Raw genomic sequence first — 17,081 nt, 5'->3', positions numbered from 1 at the left:
AAATGGAGGGAGACGAGTGCACGAACATTTGAAAGAGAAGTTGGCTATTTTACCAGATCAACCTGGTTGTTATTTGATGAAAGATAAGCAAGGAACGGTTATATATGTCGGAAAGGCAAAAGTGCTTAAAAATCGTGTGCGCTCGTACTTTACTGGTTCACATGATGGGAAAACACTGCGGCTTGTAGGAGAAATTGTTGATTTTGAATATATTGTAACCTCTTCGAATTTAGAAGCACTTATTTTAGAGTTAAATCTAATTAAAAAATATGATCCGAAATATAATATTCAATTAAAAGATGATAAAACATATCCTTTTATTAAAATTACGGCGGAGAAGCAACCGCGCTTACTCATTACTCGAAACGTAAAAAAGGATAAAGGGAAATATTTTGGTCCTTATCCAAATGCACAATCTGCTCATGAAACGAAAAAACTGCTAGATCGTATGTATCCACTTCGGAAATGCACGAATATGCCAGATAAAGTTTGTTTGTATTATCATATGGGTCAATGTTTAGCGCCTTGTGTGAAAGAAGTGACGGAAGAACAAAATAAAGAAATTGTAGATGAAATTATTAAGTTTTTAAACGGTGGACATAAAGAAGTTCGTTCAGAACTAGAAATAAAAATGTATGAGGCCTCAGAGAAACTAGAGTTTGAACGTGCAAAAGAGTTGCGTGATCAAATTGCTCATATTGATGCGATTATGGAAAAACAAAAGATGATTATGAGTGACTTAGTGGATCGTGATGTGTTTGGGTATGCAGTGGATAAAGGATGGATGTGTGTTCAAGTTTTCTTCGTTCGAAAAGGAAAGCTAATTGAACGTGATGTTTCTATGTTTCCAATTTACGATGAACCAGAAGAGGGTTTTTTAACGTTTGTCGGCCAATTTTATGAAAACAGTAGTCATTTTAAGCCGAAGGAAATTGTCGTTCCAGGAAGTATAGACTCGGAATTAGTAGAGCGCTTTTTAGAAGTGGAAGCGACGCAGCCGAAACGTGGTAAGAAAAAAGACCTTGTAGAATTGGCAAATAAAAATGCGAAGATTGCTCTTGAAGAGAAGTTTTACTTAATTGAACGTGATGAAGAACGAACGATTAAAGCGGTAGATCATTTAGGGAAGCAGCTTGGGATTGAAAAGCCGTATCGTATTGAAGCGTTTGATAACTCAAATATTCAAGGAACAAATCCCGTTTCTGCAATGATTGCTTTTATCGATGGGAAACCGGCGAAGAAAGAGTATCGAAAATATAAAATTAAAACGGTTCAAGGGCCAGATGATTATGAGTCTATGAGAGAAGTTGTGAGGCGCCGTTATACAAGGGCACTTAAAGAAAATTCACCTTTACCTGATTTGATTATTATTGATGGAGGAAAAGGCCATCTAGCGGCTGCAAGTGATATTTTAGAGAATGAGCTCGGATTATATATTCCGATGGCAGGTCTTGTAAAAGATGATAAACATAAAACCTCCCATTTAATTATTGGGGATCCACCGGAACCTGTGATGCTTGAGAGAAATAGCCAAGAATTTTATTTATTGCAGCGTATTCAAGATGAGGTGCATCGATTTGCGATTACATTCCATCGTCAATTACATGGGAAATCTGTCATTCAATCAGCATTGGATGATATTCCAGGAATCGGTGATAAACGGAAAAAGGTATTGTTAAAACATTTTGGTTCATTAAAGAAGATGAAAGAAGCTTCTATAGAGGAATTTGTCGAAGCGGGTATGCCGAAAAATGTCGCGGAGACGATTTATACGTATTTAACAGATAAGAAGACGTTGTAGTTTACAACGTCTTCTGTTTTTTGGTATAATTTCTGAAGATTTAAAATAAACTCATCTGAATGAAAATACAAAAAAGTCAACTAAACTGATATGTCTAGTTGACTGTAGGTAATGCTTACACTTCAATGAGATCTTTTATATCCCATTTTACAAGAAATGTAATAGAGTCAGAACGTTTTTTCTTTTCTTCGTATGACTCTGCAACGACGTTCCGTTGCTTTTGGATTTGTTCAGCGATGAATCCGGCTTCTAGTTGATAAGAAGAATGTCGTTTTTGTTTTTGACGTTCTGCGATGAGTGTGCCTTTAAGTTGGAACTGCATTTCACGACGCTTATGTTCAACAATGCTTAAAGTGCCCCAGCCAGCCTTTTCAAAGAACTGAATGATTTCTTCAATTGTTTCTAGCGGATATTTTCTTGCAAGGTTTCTACCAGACCAGTATAAAATACCATCTAAATCGTTGCCGATTAAATCAGGTAGTAATTCTTCACGTAGCAATTCATAAGCGAAGGCGTTCAATGAAACATCTTCTAAAGATGTTGTATCGATTGTATTTTTACTCACAATATTCCCCTCTTTCTATAGGGATTATTATATAACATTTCACATTTATAAAAACAGATTTTTCTTTAGGAAAATCTGAATATATAAGAAGAAAAAAAGAATTGGCAAATTATATGCAAATTATGTATACGTTTTCTTGACGCTTCGACAAAAATAGGAGTAAAATGAACTTGGTATCAAATTATGCTGAAATATTTCGAATAATTTTTTTCAGTTTTTCTTATGCCAATAGTGAAAAAACATTATTGTCATAAACTAATCTGAAAACAGCAGTCAAACATTCAAGGGGGGTAATGGGGACATGAAAGGCCGCGAGTATACGTTTCGTAAGTGGCACTCATTAATGGGGGTCATCCCGGTTGGTGTCTTTTTGACGCAACATTTAATTGTAAACAACTTTGCAACACGAGGAGCAGAGGCTTTTAACAAAGCTGCAGGCTTTATGGAGCTCCTTCCATTCCGGTATGCGCTAGAAATTTTCATCATCTTTTTACCGATACTGTACCATGCTATATATGGCTTATATATTGCATTTACAGCTAAGAACAATGCGGTTTCTTACGGTTATTTCCGTAACTGGATGTTCGTCTTCCAAAGAATTTCAGGTATCGTTACGCTGATCTTCATTTCTTGGCACGTCTGGGAAACTCGTATTCAAGCAATGTTAGGTAAAGAGGTAAACTATGATATGATGGCAGATATTTTAAACAATCCAGCTATGTTTGCATTCTACTTAGTTGGTGTTGTTTCAACAATTTTCCACTTTGCAAATGGACTATGGACATTCTGCATCAGCTGGGGAATTACAGTATCTCCACGTTCACAAAGAATCTCTACTTATGTAACATTAGCTATTTTCTTAGGTTTATCTTATGTAGGTGTGAGTGCATTATTAGCGTTCATCGATCCACAGCTAGCAAACCAGTAAGGAGTGGGAGAGCATGAAAGGGAAACTTATAGTAGTCGGCGGTGGCTTGGCTGGCTTAATGGCAACGATTAAAGCGGCAGAAGCAGGAGTAAATGTTGAACTGTTTTCTTTAGTACCAGTAAAACGTTCACATTCTGTATGTGCTCAGGGCGGAATTAACGGTGCCGTAAATACGAAAGGTGAAGGGGATTCTCCATGGATCCACTTTGACGATACAATTTATGGTGGGGACTTCTTAGCGAACCAACCACCAGTTAAAGCAATGTGTGAAGCAGCACCTGGTATCATTCATTTAATGGACCGTATGGGTGTTATGTTCAACCGTACGGAAGAAGGACTTCTTGATTTCCGTCGATTTGGTGGAACGCAACATCACCGTACAGCATTTGCTGGTGCAACAACTGGACAGCAATTACTTTACGCATTAGATGAGCAAGTACGTCGTCACGAAGTAGCAGGACTTGTAACGAAATATGAAGGTTGGGATTTCTTACGAGCTGTTGTTGATGATGAAGGTGTGTGCCGAGGAATCGTTGCACAAGACTTACAAACTATGGAGATTAGAAGTTTCGGAGCAGATGCCGTGATTATGGCAACAGGGGGCCCTGGTATCATTTTCGGAAAATCAACAAACTCCATTATCAATACAGGTACAGCAGCTTCTGCTGTATATCAACAAGGCGCATATTATGCAAACGGTGAGTTCATTCAAATTCACCCAACGGCAATTCCTGGAGACGATAAATTACGTCTTATGAGTGAATCTGCACGTGGTGAAGGTGGACGTGTTTGGACATATAAAGATGGTAAACCATGGTACTTCTTAGAAGAAAAATATCCGGCTTACGGAAACCTTGTACCTCGTGACATCGCAACGCGTGAAATCTTTGATGTTTGCGTAGAGCAAAAACTAGGTATTAACGGTGAAAACATGGTGTACTTAGATCTTTCTCATAAAGATCCAAAAGAACTAGATATTAAACTAGGTGGAATTATTGAAATCTATGAGAAATTTACAGGGGATGATCCTCGTAAACTACCGATGAAAATCTTCCCAGCTGTTCACTATTCAATGGGCGGACTATGGGTTGATTATAAACAGATGACAAATATTCCAGGTTTATTTGCAGCAGGTGAGTGTGATTATTCTATGCACGGTGGTAACCGTCTTGGTGCGAACTCACTATTATCAGCAATTTATGGTGGTATGGTAGCAGGACCAAACGCAATTGAGTATATGAAAGGTCTTTCTAAATCATCTGATGCTGTTTCATCTACTGTATATGAGCAAAATGAATTAATCGAAACAGAGAAATTTAACAATATTTTAACGATGGATGGTAACGAAAATGCGTATGTTCTTCATAAAGAGCTTGGAGAATGGATGACAGATAACGTTACAGTAGTTCGTGAAAATAAAAAATTATTAGAAACAGATGCGAAAATTGAAGAATTAATGGCTCGTTACAAACGTATTAACATTAACGATACAGCAAGATGGAGTAACCAAGGTGCTTCATTTACACGCCAACTTGCAAATATGTTTGAGTTAGCACGTGTTATTACAATTGGCGCATATAACCGTAATGAGAGCCGTGGGGCGCATTACAAACCTGAATTCCCAAATCGTGATGATGCAAACTTCTTAAAAACTACGATGGCAAAATTTGAGGGAGAAGGAAATGCACCAGCATTCCATTACGAGGACGTTGATATTTCGTTAATTAAACCGCGTAAACGTGATTATTCTTCAAAACACGATGTAGCTGCTAAGGGTGAAGAGAAGGGGGATAAACAACATGTCTGAGAAAACAATCCGCCTCATCATTACGAGACAAGACGGGCCAGATGCGCAAGCGTTTGACCAAGAGTTTGAAATTCCATATCGTCCGAATATGAATATTATCTCAGCACTTATGGAAATCCGTCGTAATCCTGTTGATTCAAAAGGGAACCAAACAACTCCGATTGCATGGGATATGAACTGCTTAGAGGAAGTATGTGGTGCATGTTCGATGGTGATTAACGGAAAACCACGTCAATCATGTACGGCACTTATTGATCAATTAGAGCAACCAATTCGCTTAAAACCGATGAAGACATTCCCGGTTGTACGTGACTTACAAGTTGATCGTAGTCGCATGTTTAATGCTCTAAAACGCGTTAAAGCGTGGATTCCAATTGATGGTACGTATGACCTAGGTCCAGGACCAAGAATGCCTGAGAAAAAGCGTCAATGGGCTTATGAGCTTTCAAAATGTATGACATGTGGTGTTTGCTTAGAATCATGTCCAAACGTAAACAGTAAGTCTGACTTTATTGGACCAGCACCGTTATCACAAGCTCGCTTATTCAACTCACATCCAACGGGTGAAATGCATAAAGCAGATCGCTTACGTGCAATTATGGGAGATGGAGGACTAGCAAACTGTGGTAACTCTCAAAACTGTGTGCAATCATGTCCGAAGGGTATTCCTTTAACAACTTCAATTGCGGCATTAAACCGTGATACAACAATTCAATCGTTCAAAGATTTCTTTGGTAGCGATAATAACTATTAATAAATATTGCCTCTTCATATCGAAGAGGCAATATTTATAACTGTATTTTTCTGTTTATTCTGTTTATTTCAAGGTGAAAAGGAGAGATAACAATGAAGAGGATTTCTTATATTGAAGACTTTGAGCAATGGGAAAGTGGTTTTTCGTTTTACAACCCTGTAAAGGTTCGTTTTGGTGAAGTAGATATGTTTGGACATGTAAATAATGTCGTTGCTTTTACTTATTTTGAAGAAGCTCGTATTGCGTTGTTTAAAGAACTTGGATTTATGCAAGAGTGGACACATGCATCATCAGAAACGATGATCGTTGTTGCGGATTTACAATGTAATTTTATTAAGCAAATATATTTTGATGAACAGCTGAAGGTGTATGTAAAGGCAGGATCGGTCGGGAATTCTTCTTTAGATTTACATTATATGGTGAAGAATGCAGCAGGAGAGGTTTGTTTAGTAGGTCGTGGAATGATGGTTCAAGCTTCGAAAAAAACAGGAAGAGGCGAACCATGGCCTGAAGAATGGAAGAAGAAATTACTACAATAATAGAGTGAAAGAAAAATAAGAGAGCAATTTGCTCTCTTATTTTTTGTCTTCCATCGCTTCTTCTAATGTTAAGTGATGTTTATATAGGTATGTAGCGTATGGATTACCAACGTAGCGTAAGTGCCATGGTTCATAGGCATATTCTGTTGTATCTGTTTTATCTTCTAAGTAACGAATGACAAAACCGAATTCATGAGCATGTTCCGCGACCCATTTTCCTTCTGCTGTCTCTCCGAAGATAGGCTCTAATTGAAATTTAGCTGATTTTGAACTAATATCCATTGCTAAACCCGTTTGGTGTTCACTTGTACCAGGAATTGCGCTTACCGAATTAGCTTCGGCTTTTCCTTGACGTCTAACGTATGTATCATGCAACGATTTTTGGCGTTTGTATGAACGATAACCAGATACAGCTGTAAGATCAAGCCCTTCTTTTTTCGCAGCTTTGAACATGTTTTCAAGTGCCTCGGCAGCATCTTTGCGCAGCAATGTTTTTTCTTTATCTTTTGGACTAATAAATGGTACATTTGGTCTCGTTAAGTCTTCAGGAATGTATCCATCTGGTAGTTTTCGATGTTTATTAATTAAGACAAGATTAGATTTTGGATTTGTTACAACTGAAAAGTCATTGTCTATTTTCTTTGCATTATGATCAGCTTTTGGAAAAGCAGGAATCTCTTCTTTTTTATGGTTATTATGCTTTTGACTTTCGACAGCTTTTGCTTCATTATGTAGTGGTGTTTTAGAACCAAAGTAAGCGAAAGATGTGATCCCGATTACAATAGTAGTGGCAGAAATAATTATTATCTTTTTCATGATGCCTTGTAATCACAGTCCCTTCTTCATAAAATGTGTATTGTTTTTTTATTATAAATCTAGTTTGTTGGAAAAGGAATATAAGAGTCATAACGTAATAGAAATGCAAAGAAAATGTCAGAAAATGTGTGAATTTGTAGTATTTTTTTATATAATTCATTTCTTATCTTTCATGATTTGCATTTTTTATGTAATATATATACATAAGAAGATGTAGCGATTATCGAGAATAAAGAACTTCTTGTATAGACTAGGAGTGAATGGGAATGGATTTTGCAACAATTATTGGACTTATTTTAGGATTTGTAGCAGTGGTAGTAGGGATGGTCGTCAAGGGCGCTGACATAACAGCCTTATTAAATCCTGCCGCAGCATTAATTATTTTTATCGGTACATTTGCTGCAGTATGTATTGCATTTCCGATGAATCAACTAAAAAGGGTTCCAAAACTATTTAAAGTTCTTTTTGGTTCAAATAAAAAGGATTTAAGTTATGAACAGTTGCTAGAATTATTTGTTCATTGGACATCTGAAAGTAGAAAATACGGTATTTTGTCTTTAGAGCAACAATTAGACAAAATTCAAGATGAATTTCTTTTGCGCGGTATGAAATTTGTGATTGATGGCGTATCCGCAGAAGATTTAGAGCAGATTTTGGAATCTGAATTAGAGGCAATTGAAGAAAGACATGCAAAGGGAGCTGCTATTTTTTCACAAGCTGGTACGTATGCACCGACATTAGGAGTTTTAGGTGCTGTTATCGGTCTTGTAGCTGCGCTTGGTAACTTAACTGATATTGAAAAGTTAGGTCATGCTATTTCTGGTGCGTTTATTGCAACGATTTTTGGTATTTTTTCAGGTTACGTATTATGGCATCCATTTGCAAATAAGTTAAAGCAAAAATCTTCAGCTGAAATTGAGAAAAAACGTTTAATCATTGATTGTTTATTAATGTTACAAGAAGGTACATATCCGTTTATTATGAAGAACCGCATTTTAGGTGCACTTTCTGCAACTGAGCGTAAAAAGCTAGAAAAAGGAGCAGAAAAAAATGCGGAGTAAGAAAAATAGAAGAGGCAAAAAGAAAAAACATGATGAGCATATCGATGAAACGTGGTTAATCCCATATTCTGATATGTTAACGTTGTTATTTGCATTGTTTATCGTTTTATTCGCAATGAGTAGTATAGATGCTGCGAAGTTTAAACAGATGGCAGTTGCTTTTCGAAGTGAATTAGCTGGGGGAACAGGTAACAAAGAATTTTTAAGTGATCAAAAGCCAAATGATGAAAAAGAATTATCAGCAAGTAGCCTTGAGGCAGAACAAGCAAAAAAACAAGAAGAAGCTAGAGCTAAAGAAAAAAAAGAGATGGCTGAATTGAAAGCATTACAAAAAAAGATTGATCAATATATTAATGAAAAACAATTATCTTCTTCTTTTCAAACTAAATTAACTGAAAAGGGATTAATGGTGACAATATTAGAAAATATACTGTTTGATTCGGGGAAAGCAGATGTGAAATTAGAATCTTTAGGGATTGCAAAAGAGATGTCTAGCTTACTTGTTTCAGCGTCACCTCGTGAAATTACAGTATCGGGTCATACGGATAATGTCCCTATTGCCAATGCGCAGTTTGCGTCGAATTGGGAATTAAGTACGCAGCGGGCAGTTAATTTTATGCAAGTATTACTGCAAAATAAAGAATTACAACCAGAAAAATTTAGTGCGATTGGATACGGAGAATACCGTTCAATTGCTCCAAACGATACACAAGAAGGAAAGGCAAAGAATAGACGTGTGGAAGTATTTATCTTGCCTTTAACAGAGAAAGTAAAATAAAAGAGGATGGCGAATGCCATCCTCTTTTATTTTACATCAAATGATTTTAAGTTGTCGCGACGGATTTTATCTTTTTCTGCATCTGATTTTTTGAAATCATAATCATATAAAGCGCCTTCCCAATCGCCATACATTGGATTCGGGAAAATAATGAATTTCTCACCAAATTGTGCTTTTGAATCTGCTACTGTTTGGTTACGATCTTTTACAGATTTTCCATCAAAACCTGTGAAATCAGATAAGTTATCACCGAAGAATAAGACAATATCATGGGTTTGAGAAACGAGTTCACGGCGTTTTTCTTTTCCTTTTTCTTTCGGATCTTGTAGTAATATATGTTCTTTCGTTGCTTGAGGAGCACCTACACGCTCAAGATTTTTAATTGTTGCATCTAGTTGATTCGTTTTACGATTTGAGATGTAGTAAATATCTACACCTTTAGACTCTGTATATTTTAAGAAATCAATTGCGCCTGGAAGGGCTTCAGCTTCAGCTTTGTTAATCCAATCATCCCATTTGTAAGGATAGCCTTTGCCTGTTTTTACGCTCATTGCCTGATGAGGACTGTTATCTAAAACAGTTTCGTCTAAATCAAGCACGATAGCAGGTTTTTTCTCTGTCCCTTTTGCAAGAATTGCATCAAGCTTTAATTGACCAATGTTGTACCCTTGGTAGTAAAGTGCTTTCGTTTCACCGGCTGTTTGATACCATAAATCAGCCATTAATTGTTGTTCTGTTAATTTTACTTTCTCTTCTTTCGCCACTGTTTTCTCTGGTGTTCCTGAACATGCTACAAGTGATGTAGATAGAACCGCTACAGATAATAAAGTGGTAATGCCCCTCTTCATCTTCATATGTATCCTCCTTGATGTTAGAAAATCATTTTATATTATATATTAAAATATAATATTTTTATATGAACATTTGCATATTGTCTTTTGTATATATAGTAGTATGTCCTATATTAGAAAGATGAGCAAAATAATAATAGTTGTTTTGACAAGTTTTATTGTCGTAATGACAATTATAATTGACAAAAAGAACTTTTTTATTTACAATTTTAACTAAATAGAACAAATGATGGATTCATGACGATGTTTACATATAAGAGAATGAAGCGTGGTGCTATATTTTGTCTTGAATAAACATAGTCTTTGAAAGAGAGTACGAATGATACTAAAGGGGAGGCTTTATACTTGAGTTTACAAATTCAAAACTTAACGAAACAATTTGGGGAATCAAGAGCAGTTAACGGTTTGCAAATTTCGTTACCAAAAGGTGAAGTACTAGGGTTACTTGGACGAAATGGTGCAGGGAAAACAACAACAATCAAAATGCTTCTCGGATTATTAACGCCTAATGAAGGTTCGATTACATGGGATGGAAAAGCATTTGGAAATAGTGGTGTAACAATTGGGTATTTACCAGAAGAAAGAGGTTTATATACAAAAAGTAGAGTAATAGATCAGCTGCGATATTTTGGTAGATTAGAAGGAATGTCGAAGAAAGAAGTGGATCACGCTATTGATCACTGGTTAGAGCGTTTAGCGATACCAGAATATAAATTTAAAACGGCTGGAGAGCTTTCAAAAGGGAATCAGCAAAAAATACAATTAATTGCTGCTCTTCTTCATAATCCGGAACTTCTCATTTTAGATGAACCATTCAGCGGCCTTGATCCAGTTAATGCTGGGATGCTAGCTAGTATTATTGAAGAACAAGTACAGAGCGGAAAGACGATTATTTTATCAAGTCATCGTATGGAACAAGTAGAGGCTTTTTGCCAACATGTATGTATTTTGAAAAAAGGTGAAGCAGTCGTAAAAGGACAGCTAAGTGATATTAAGAAAGAATACGGTTTCCGTAATTTAACGATTGAAGATACAGTAGAGAATGAAAAGGGATTAGAAGCTATACATGTATCGTATGAAAAACAACAAGGCCTTCTTTATGTGAAAGTACAAGACGATGCGGAAGCTCTCAAGATTTTGCAACAGTTGCAAGAGCAAGGTGTTAGCTTACGACAATTCAAAATGTTAGAGCCGACGTTAAACGAAATCTTTGTAGAGAGGGCGAAATAACGATGCGTAAATTTTCTCACGTATTTTCATTTTATTTTAGGGAAGCGTTTTTATCTAAGAAATCATTAATTACGAGTGCGATTTTATTTTTAGTTGTGTTTGGGATTTTTGCATTTAATCATTTTACTTCAGGCGATGATAAAAATAAGGATAAAGATAAAATTGCAGTTGTAGTAGAGAGTTCCACATATAAAGTACAAAAAGATGAGCTAAATAAGCTATTGCCATCAGCAAAAATAACAATTGATTCAAAGGATGATTTTGATAAACTGCATAAGCAAGTAGAAGAAGGCGATTTAGATGGTCTATTCCATGTGACGGAAAAGGGTGGGGCTCCATCGATTACATATATGTATAATGGATTTCCAAGCCAAGCAACTTCTGCAATTATGGCAGGATATTTAAAGCAACAATATACGATGGTGACGATTGCCAAAAATAATGTTTCACCAGAAATTGCACAGCAATTACAAACAGAAATTCAAGTAAAGCAAGAAGCGATAAAAGATCGTACATCTTCTTTCGGAATTGCCTATTTCTTTACATTTGCTTTATATATGTTTATTGTAGCGTTCGGAAATACAATCGCAATGAATATTGCATCTGAAAAGGCGTCACGTGTAATGGAAGTAATGCTTCCGAAAGTGAAGCCTCTTACGATGATGTATGCGAAAATTTTAGCGGTTGTTTCAACGGCGTTATTGCAACTTGTCATATTGGCGTGTGGTTATCTTATTCCATATTTGTTAGGCTGGGTCGATTTAGAAAGTGCCTCACTATTTGGTATTCCAATTGACTTTACGAAATTAGATGCAAAGGTTATCAGCATGTTTCTTGTTTATTTCATTACGGGATATTTACTTTATGCGATGATGTATGCTGCTGCTGGAGCTGTCGTGTCTAAGACGGAGGATTTACAAGCTGTATCTTTCCCGGTAATGATTTTAATTATGGCTGCATTCTTTATTAGTATTAAATCATTAAGTGATCCGAATAGTACTATCGTTGTTGTAAGTTCTTACGTTCCATTTTTTACACCGATGGTTACCTTCTCACGTATTGTAGCTGGTGAAGCAGGTATGCTAGAAATTACGATAACATTAGCAGTCTTATTGGCGACAATTGCGGTATTAAATGCTGTTACAAGCCGCATTTACGTAAACGGCGTAATGAATTACTCAGATAAAGTGAAATTTAAAGATTTAGCGAAATTTATAAAGCGTCAATAATGAGAGAAAAGCATGATTTCCTATTGAAATCATGCTTTTTCTTTATGTATAAATTAAAAATAGTATATAATAATAAGAGTCGTCTTTTAATAGAATGAATAAAAAGGAGGGTGTGCAGATGGGGATTAGTAGTCGTTTTACAGTAGGTGTTCATATGCTGACATTACTTGCGATAGATCGAAACTCTCGCTGTACCTCTGAATGGATTGCCGGTAGTGTGAATACAAATCCAGTTGTGATTCGTCGCATTACAGGAATGTTGAAGAGAGCAGGGCTTGTTGATGTACAAGCTGGTAAAGGTGGTACGACACTTGCTCGAGATTTAGAAGAAATTACATTACTTGATGTATATAAAGCAGTGGAAGTTGTAGAAGAAGGACAACTATTTTCCTTCCATGAAAATCCCAACATTGAATGTCCAGTAGGAGCTAATATTCAATCAGTATTAGAAATTATTTTAATGCAAGCGCAAGAAGCGATGGAAAACGTACTTGCAAATGTAACGGTAGATCAATTAGTTACAAATTTAAAGTCTAAAATGAAAGAATAAAAAAAGCGAGCTTCCTCATAATGAGGGCTCGCATTTTTTTATTCAGAAATATTGAAAATTCTATTTTTCAGTATTTAAAATGAATTTACCTACGATAGCTGCAAAGATACCACCAAGAATTGGTGCTACGATGAATACCCATAGTTGAGAAAGTGCTTCTCCACCAACAAATAAAGCTGGTGCGATACTACGAGCTGGGTTAACAGATGTTCCAGTTAACGGAATTCCTAATAAGTGAATTAAAACTAATGTGAAACCAATTACTAGTCCAGCTAAAGAAGAACTTCCTTTTTTACCTGTTACAGCAACGATAACTAAAATAAATACGAAAGTTAAAATGAACTCAACTAAAAATGCTCCAGATAAACCAAGAGTTCCGAAACCATTTTGTCCTAAATTATCTAAAGGTGTTTTAGCAGATTTTAAAATTGTTACTAACGTTGCAGTTCCTAATAAACCACCTAAAATTTGAGCTAATACATAATAACAAAGTTCCATAGCGTTCATTCGTTTGTTGATGAACATAGCTACTGATACTGCTGGGTTAATGTGACATCCAGAAATTGTTCCGATGCTATATGCCATAGCTACAATAGATAAGCCGAAAGCCATAGCGATTCCTAATGTTCCAATTCCTTCAATTCCGCCGCCAGTGACAGCTACTCCAGTTCCGAATAATACAAGTACAAATGTACCAATAAATTCAGCGATTGCTTTTTTTAACATAATTTACCTCCTATTAATGCGCATGAAACGTATTATAACATAAGTTTTAGTATAAACAGCCAATGAAATACTATTCTGATAAGGCGAAATAGGGGGACAATAAAAAAGAGTATGGTTCATCTCTATAGAACCATACCCTTTTTTTATGCCGATTTTTTCTGTTTAACGACTGGAACAGAACGGTTTAAAATACTATTTGCAACCATTCCTAACATGATAATAATCATTCCGATGAGAGAAAGTCCTCCAGGGAGTGAACCATTTAAGAAAATGATTTCTCCAAGTACGGTAAAGACCATCGTTCCAGCTTGTGTTGCTTCAACAGCTCCAAGTAGAGCGAGGTTATCTTTTGCTAAGTCAGTAGCAAAGAAAAATGTCATCGTTGCAATAACGCCGGAACATAACGCTAACAAAAATCCTTGAAGCATTTGGTTGGATGTTGGAATGCCAGTAGTAGAAAATCCGTATATACCAAGCAAGATTGTTATAGGAAGACTTCCAATTGCCATTCCTAATACACGTTGGAATGTATCAAGGCGTCCACCAACAAGCTCCATCATTTTTCGGTTACCGAACGGATATAAGAAAGCGGCTAATACGACAGGTAAAAAACCTGAAATGAACTGAGTCATTGTAATATGGCCTGCGGCAGTTGCTTGCATACAAATTACACCAAGTAAAATAAATAATGCAACATATAAGCTACGAAGTGGAATTTTTCCGCGTACAAGTTTCGTACCTGATTTTGTTTCTATTTTCACGAAAAATAGTGGTGATAGTAGTAAACCAGCTAAAATCGTAACTTGCCAAGTTCCAGCAACGAGCCAAGCTGGAGAAAAGACAGCTGCGAAACTTAATAAAGAATAAAAACCAATACCGGCAACAGAACCCCATCCGATCCATGCCAATGGATGTTTTTTTAACTCTTCCCATAATTCCCTAAAGTTTTTGCGAAATAAAACGATAAGGAATAAAATAGGAAGAGCAAATAAAAAACGGAAGGAAGCTGTCCAAGCCCAGCTCGTTCCAGATACATTCATTGCTCTATTAATAATAAAGGTTGCAGAAAAAAAGGCCGATGATAAAAGACCTAATAAAATTGCGCGCATGAAGTATAGCACTCCTTTCGAAAATAAATAATTATGTATAGTATGATATACTTTTAATTATTAAAAGTAAACTATTTTATACTTTGAGGTGGTTTTATATATGAAAGAAAATGAAGATATGCAAACGAAAGAAGTCATTCAACAAGTTGGACAGTTATTGAGACAAATTCGAAATGAACAGAAATTAAGTTTAGAAGAATTAGCCCATAAAACAGGAGTTAGTAAATTAACATTAGGAAAGATCGAAAGAGGGGAAACAAATCCGACACTAGCTGTCATTTGGAAAATAACGAAAGGGTTATCAATTCCTTTATCCAGATTAATGGTTGTTGGAGAACCTGTAGCTGTTGCACGCTGTGGAGAAGGATTTGCAGTAGATGAAGGACAAGCGTGGCATTTAGAAACGATGTTCCGTTATACGAAAGAAACAGGGATGGAAATGCACCGTGCTTGTTTACGATCAAATAGTATATATGAGCCAGAAGCTCATCATGAAGGTGCGATTGAGCTTGTAACGGTAATGAAAGGGAAAGTGTCTATTCAAGTGGAGAATGATGTATACGAATTAAATGAGTTTGATTCCATTCAATTTGAAGCGAATAAGAAGCATATTTATAAAAATGAAGAAGAAGAAGTGGCGGTATTACATTTAACGATGAAATATTCTTCATGAAAAAATCACCTATAGGATTCTATAGGTGATTTGCTCTTCTTAAGTATGTGAAATAATGCCGTTAGTACGAACGTGGCATAAGTAATAAACAAATGAAATAAACTAAAAATCCTGTCCCAAAACATAAAACAGCAATAACCCAAATGATACGAATAAGAGTAGAGCTAATATCAAAATATTCTCCTAAACCACCACATATACCAAATAGCATTTTATCAGTTTCGGATTTACATAACTTTTTTGACATATTCCAATCAACTCCTTTTTATATCAAACTGCATACTTTTATTCTATATGGAAATTTATGAGAAGACTATGGGGTTGTATTACATTTTTTTGCGAGAAGGGATCGTATTAATTGTCTTAATTTTCAGTGGATATTAAACTTGTAGTTATGAGGTGATTTTTAATAAAGGGTGGGGAAATAGAGATGACAGTATATTGGTTGACTAACGTAATGCTTGAATCAGGATATACATATGAAGAAGAGAGAATTTCACAAACAGAAACAGAATTATGCAGTTTACTTATTGAAGATGGTCGAATTAAAAAAATTATAAAAGGGATTGTTCAAGAGGAAGATATAGTAACTTTTGATGCTAAGAACTTATTAATGTTGCCAGCTTTCAAAGAGATGCACATTCACATTGATAAAACATATTATAGTGGCCCATGGAAAGCTTGTATGCCAGCAGAAAGTATTTTTACACGTTTTAATGAAGAAGAAAAAATTTTACCAAAGCAATTAGCGACTGCCCAAAATAGAGCGGAAAATATGCTAGAGTTACTACTGCAAAATGGTGCAACGAATATTAGAACGCATTGTAATGTTGATCCAATTATTGGGCTTGGTAATTTGGAGGCGACGTTAGCGGCATTAGAAACATATAAAAATCGAGTATCTAGTAGAATTGTTGCGTTTCCGCAACATGGATTATTGCGCAGTAATTCTGTGCAACTCGTGAAAGATGCGATGCGTATGGGTGCTCATCTAGTCGGAGGAGTAGATCCAGCTACAGTGGATAATGACATTGAAAAGTCATTACATACAATTATGGATATCGCAGTCGAATTTAATGCGGATGTTGATATTCATTTGCACGATGCGAATAATCTTGGAACGTTTACGATGAAGAGATTGGCAAGGCCGTGTAACGATTAGTCATGCACTTGGACTTGGTGGTGTTACTGATAAAGAGGCTGAAGAAGTGGCAGAAAGACTCGCAAATGTAAATATTGATATTACTTCAACAGTGCCAATTGGTAAACAAGTAATCCCAATTCCGTTATTAGATAAAAAAGGTGTTAAGGTTTCATTAGGCAATGATAGCATTACAGATCATTGGTCACCGTTTGGAACAGGTGATATGCTTCAAAAGGCGAATCGATTAGCAGAGCGTTTTGGGTGGAGTGACGAAAGGTCTTTAGGAAAAGCACTCCGCTTTATTACAGGAGGAAAAGAAACGTTAAATAAGGAAGGGAAACGAGTATGGCCGAATGTAGGGGATGAAGCGAGCTTTGTTTTGACGAATGCGACATGCGCTGCTGAAGCAGTAGCACGTCAAACAGAAAAACGTTTAGTCGTGTATAAAGGAAATATTGTTGTTGGAAGTTTAAATGAGGTGGAATTAAATAATCTTGTGTAGAAGAATCGTTTAAATATT

The 17,081-nt window shown here is 36.1% G+C and carries 17 protein-coding genes and 1 pseudogene; 12 read left to right on the top strand and 6 right to left on the bottom strand.

The genetic code is table 11. The annotated features are described in order from the left end of the window. Nucleotides 1-16 precede the first annotated feature (16 nt). Nucleotides 17-1,801 (top strand): excinuclease ABC subunit C, encoded by a 1,785-nt coding sequence (gene uvrC, locus V6946_RS24150; protein ID WP_406622131.1) that lies wholly within the window; start codon nt 17-19, stop codon nt 1,799-1,801. A gap of 115 nt (nt 1,802-1,916) precedes the next feature. Here uvrC and V6946_RS24145 read toward each other — a convergent pair whose 3' ends face one another. After that, nucleotides 1,917-2,366 carry a YslB family protein gene (locus V6946_RS24145; RefSeq protein WP_000042221.1) on the bottom strand — a complete coding sequence of 150 codons (450 nt, stop codon included), beginning with the start codon at nt 2,364-2,366 and terminating at the stop codon, nt 1,917-1,919. A 301-nt stretch (nt 2,367-2,667) separates the two neighbouring features. Between V6946_RS24145 and sdhC the strand changes: the two genes are divergently transcribed. The 4 genes from sdhC (at nt 2,668) to V6946_RS24125 (ending at nt 6,394) form a co-directional block, all read left to right on the top strand. Continuing rightward, a complete protein-coding gene (sdhC, locus tag V6946_RS24140; protein WP_000678354.1) occupies nt 2,668-3,294 on the top strand; it encodes a succinate dehydrogenase cytochrome B558 in 627 nt (208 codons plus the stop codon). 13 nt (nt 3,295-3,307) lie between these two features. Continuing rightward, nucleotides 3,308-5,101 carry a succinate dehydrogenase flavoprotein subunit gene (gene sdhA, locus V6946_RS24135; RefSeq protein ID WP_000676750.1) on the top strand — a complete coding sequence of 598 codons (1,794 nt, stop codon included), beginning with the start codon at nt 3,308-3,310 and terminating at the stop codon, nt 5,099-5,101. Further along, entirely contained in the window at nt 5,094-5,855 is a 762-nt protein-coding gene (gene sdhB, locus V6946_RS24130; RefSeq protein WP_001291827.1) for a succinate dehydrogenase iron-sulfur subunit, read from the top strand. The genes sdhA and sdhB overlap by 8 nt, the downstream gene beginning before the upstream one ends. A gap of 92 nt (nt 5,856-5,947) precedes the next feature. Continuing rightward, the gene (locus V6946_RS24125; protein ID WP_000822734.1) at nt 5,948-6,394 is read left to right on the top strand and encodes a thioesterase family protein; all 447 of its coding nucleotides are present in this window, start codon (nt 5,948-5,950) and stop codon (nt 6,392-6,394) included. A 36-nt stretch (nt 6,395-6,430) separates the two neighbouring features. On the opposite strand, the gene V6946_RS24120 is transcribed toward V6946_RS24125, so the two are convergent. After that, nucleotides 6,431-7,210, bottom strand: coding sequence for a D-alanyl-D-alanine carboxypeptidase family protein (locus tag V6946_RS24120; protein WP_000720201.1), 780 nt, complete (start codon nt 7,208-7,210; stop codon nt 6,431-6,433). 266 nt (nt 7,211-7,476) lie between these two features. Between V6946_RS24120 and motA the strand changes: the two genes are divergently transcribed. After that, nucleotides 7,477-8,271, top strand: a complete 795-nt coding sequence (gene motA / locus V6946_RS24115; protein ID WP_000344853.1) for a flagellar motor stator protein MotA — start codon at nt 7,477-7,479, stop codon at nt 8,269-8,271. Next, nucleotides 8,261-9,049 carry a flagellar motor protein MotB gene (gene motB, locus V6946_RS24110; RefSeq protein WP_366981629.1) on the top strand — a complete coding sequence of 263 codons (789 nt, stop codon included), beginning with the start codon at nt 8,261-8,263 and terminating at the stop codon, nt 9,047-9,049. The genes motA and motB overlap by 11 nt, the downstream gene beginning before the upstream one ends. Nucleotides 9,050-9,075: 26 nt before the next feature. Here the strand turns inward: motB and V6946_RS24105 are convergent, their stop codons facing one another. Further along, a complete protein-coding gene (locus V6946_RS24105; protein WP_000782767.1) occupies nt 9,076-9,903 on the bottom strand; it encodes a 5'-nucleotidase, lipoprotein e(P4) family in 828 nt (275 codons plus the stop codon). A 342-nt stretch (nt 9,904-10,245) separates the two neighbouring features. Here V6946_RS24105 and V6946_RS24100 point away from each other — a divergent pair, with 342 nt between their 5' ends. The 3 genes from V6946_RS24100 (at nt 10,246) to V6946_RS24090 (ending at nt 12,909) form a co-directional block, all read left to right on the top strand. After that, a complete protein-coding gene (locus V6946_RS24100; protein WP_006921204.1) occupies nt 10,246-11,130 on the top strand; it encodes an ABC transporter ATP-binding protein in 885 nt (294 codons plus the stop codon). Between the two features lie 2 nt (nt 11,131-11,132). After that, nucleotides 11,133-12,359, top strand: a complete 1,227-nt coding sequence (locus V6946_RS24095; protein WP_006921206.1) for an ABC transporter permease — start codon at nt 11,133-11,135, stop codon at nt 12,357-12,359. 118 nt (nt 12,360-12,477) lie between these two features. Further along, on the top strand, nt 12,478-12,909 hold the full coding sequence (locus V6946_RS24090; protein WP_000512998.1) for an Rrf2 family transcriptional regulator: 432 nt from the start codon (nt 12,478-12,480) through the stop codon (nt 12,907-12,909). A gap of 60 nt (nt 12,910-12,969) precedes the next feature. On the opposite strand, the gene V6946_RS24085 is transcribed toward V6946_RS24090, so the two are convergent. Beyond that, nucleotides 12,970-13,635: an aquaporin gene (locus tag V6946_RS24085; protein WP_000913213.1), complete on the bottom strand. Its 666-nt coding sequence runs from the start codon at nt 13,633-13,635 to the stop codon at nt 12,970-12,972. Nucleotides 13,636-13,778: 143 nt separating this feature from the next. Next, the gene (locus tag V6946_RS24080; RefSeq protein WP_006921208.1) at nt 13,779-14,744 is read right to left on the bottom strand and encodes a multidrug resistance efflux transporter family protein; all 966 of its coding nucleotides are present in this window, start codon (nt 14,742-14,744) and stop codon (nt 13,779-13,781) included. 100 nt (nt 14,745-14,844) lie between these two features. Between V6946_RS24080 and V6946_RS24075 the strand changes: the two genes are divergently transcribed. Then, entirely contained in the window at nt 14,845-15,417 is a 573-nt protein-coding gene (locus V6946_RS24075) for a helix-turn-helix domain-containing protein (protein ID WP_000661924.1), read from the top strand. 61 nt (nt 15,418-15,478) lie between these two features. Here the strand turns inward: V6946_RS24075 and V6946_RS24070 are convergent, their stop codons facing one another. Next, entirely contained in the window at nt 15,479-15,664 is a 186-nt protein-coding gene (locus tag V6946_RS24070; RefSeq protein WP_000038411.1) for a PspC domain-containing protein, read from the bottom strand. 183 nt (nt 15,665-15,847) lie between these two features. Here V6946_RS24070 and V6946_RS24065 point away from each other — a divergent pair. After that, nucleotides 15,848-17,063: pseudogene (locus V6946_RS24065) on the top strand (amidohydrolase family protein). Nucleotides 17,064-17,081 lie beyond the last annotated feature (18 nt).

This window comes from Bacillus sp. PPSBB_2, from assembly GCF_045291115.1.
GTDB classification, from domain to species: domain Bacteria; phylum Bacillota; class Bacilli; order Bacillales; family Bacillaceae_G; genus Bacillus_A; species Bacillus_A cereus.
Note: the sequence above shows the minus strand (reverse complement) of the source record. Positions and strands in the feature narration are given on the sequence as shown.

Coding starts and splice junctions, on each gene's coding strand:
- motB (WP_366981629.1), top strand. CDS start 8,261: ATGCGGAGTAAGAAAAATAGAAGAGGCAAAAAGAAAAAACATGATGAG.
- sdhC (WP_000678354.1), top strand. CDS start 2,668: ATGAAAGGCCGCGAGTATACGTTTCGTAAGTGGCACTCATTAATGGGG.
- sdhB (WP_001291827.1), top strand. CDS start 5,094: ATGTCTGAGAAAACAATCCGCCTCATCATTACGAGACAAGACGGGCCA.
- V6946_RS24075 (WP_000661924.1), top strand. CDS start 14,845: ATGAAAGAAAATGAAGATATGCAAACGAAAGAAGTCATTCAACAAGTT.
- V6946_RS24090 (WP_000512998.1), top strand. CDS start 12,478: ATGGGGATTAGTAGTCGTTTTACAGTAGGTGTTCATATGCTGACATTA.
- V6946_RS24085 (WP_000913213.1), bottom strand. CDS start 13,635: ATGTTAAAAAAAGCAATCGCTGAATTTATTGGTACATTTGTACTTGTA.
- motA (WP_000344853.1), top strand. CDS start 7,477: ATGGATTTTGCAACAATTATTGGACTTATTTTAGGATTTGTAGCAGTG.
- V6946_RS24070 (WP_000038411.1), bottom strand. CDS start 15,664: ATGTCAAAAAAGTTATGTAAATCCGAAACTGATAAAATGCTATTTGGT.
- V6946_RS24105 (WP_000782767.1), bottom strand. CDS start 9,903: ATGAAGATGAAGAGGGGCATTACCACTTTATTATCTGTAGCGGTTCTA.
- sdhA (WP_000676750.1), top strand. CDS start 3,308: ATGAAAGGGAAACTTATAGTAGTCGGCGGTGGCTTGGCTGGCTTAATG.
- V6946_RS24120 (WP_000720201.1), bottom strand. CDS start 7,210: ATGAAAAAGATAATAATTATTTCTGCCACTACTATTGTAATCGGGATC.
- V6946_RS24125 (WP_000822734.1), top strand. CDS start 5,948: ATGAAGAGGATTTCTTATATTGAAGACTTTGAGCAATGGGAAAGTGGT.
- V6946_RS24080 (WP_006921208.1), bottom strand. CDS start 14,744: ATGCGCGCAATTTTATTAGGTCTTTTATCATCGGCCTTTTTTTCTGCA.
- V6946_RS24095 (WP_006921206.1), top strand. CDS start 11,133: ATGCGTAAATTTTCTCACGTATTTTCATTTTATTTTAGGGAAGCGTTT.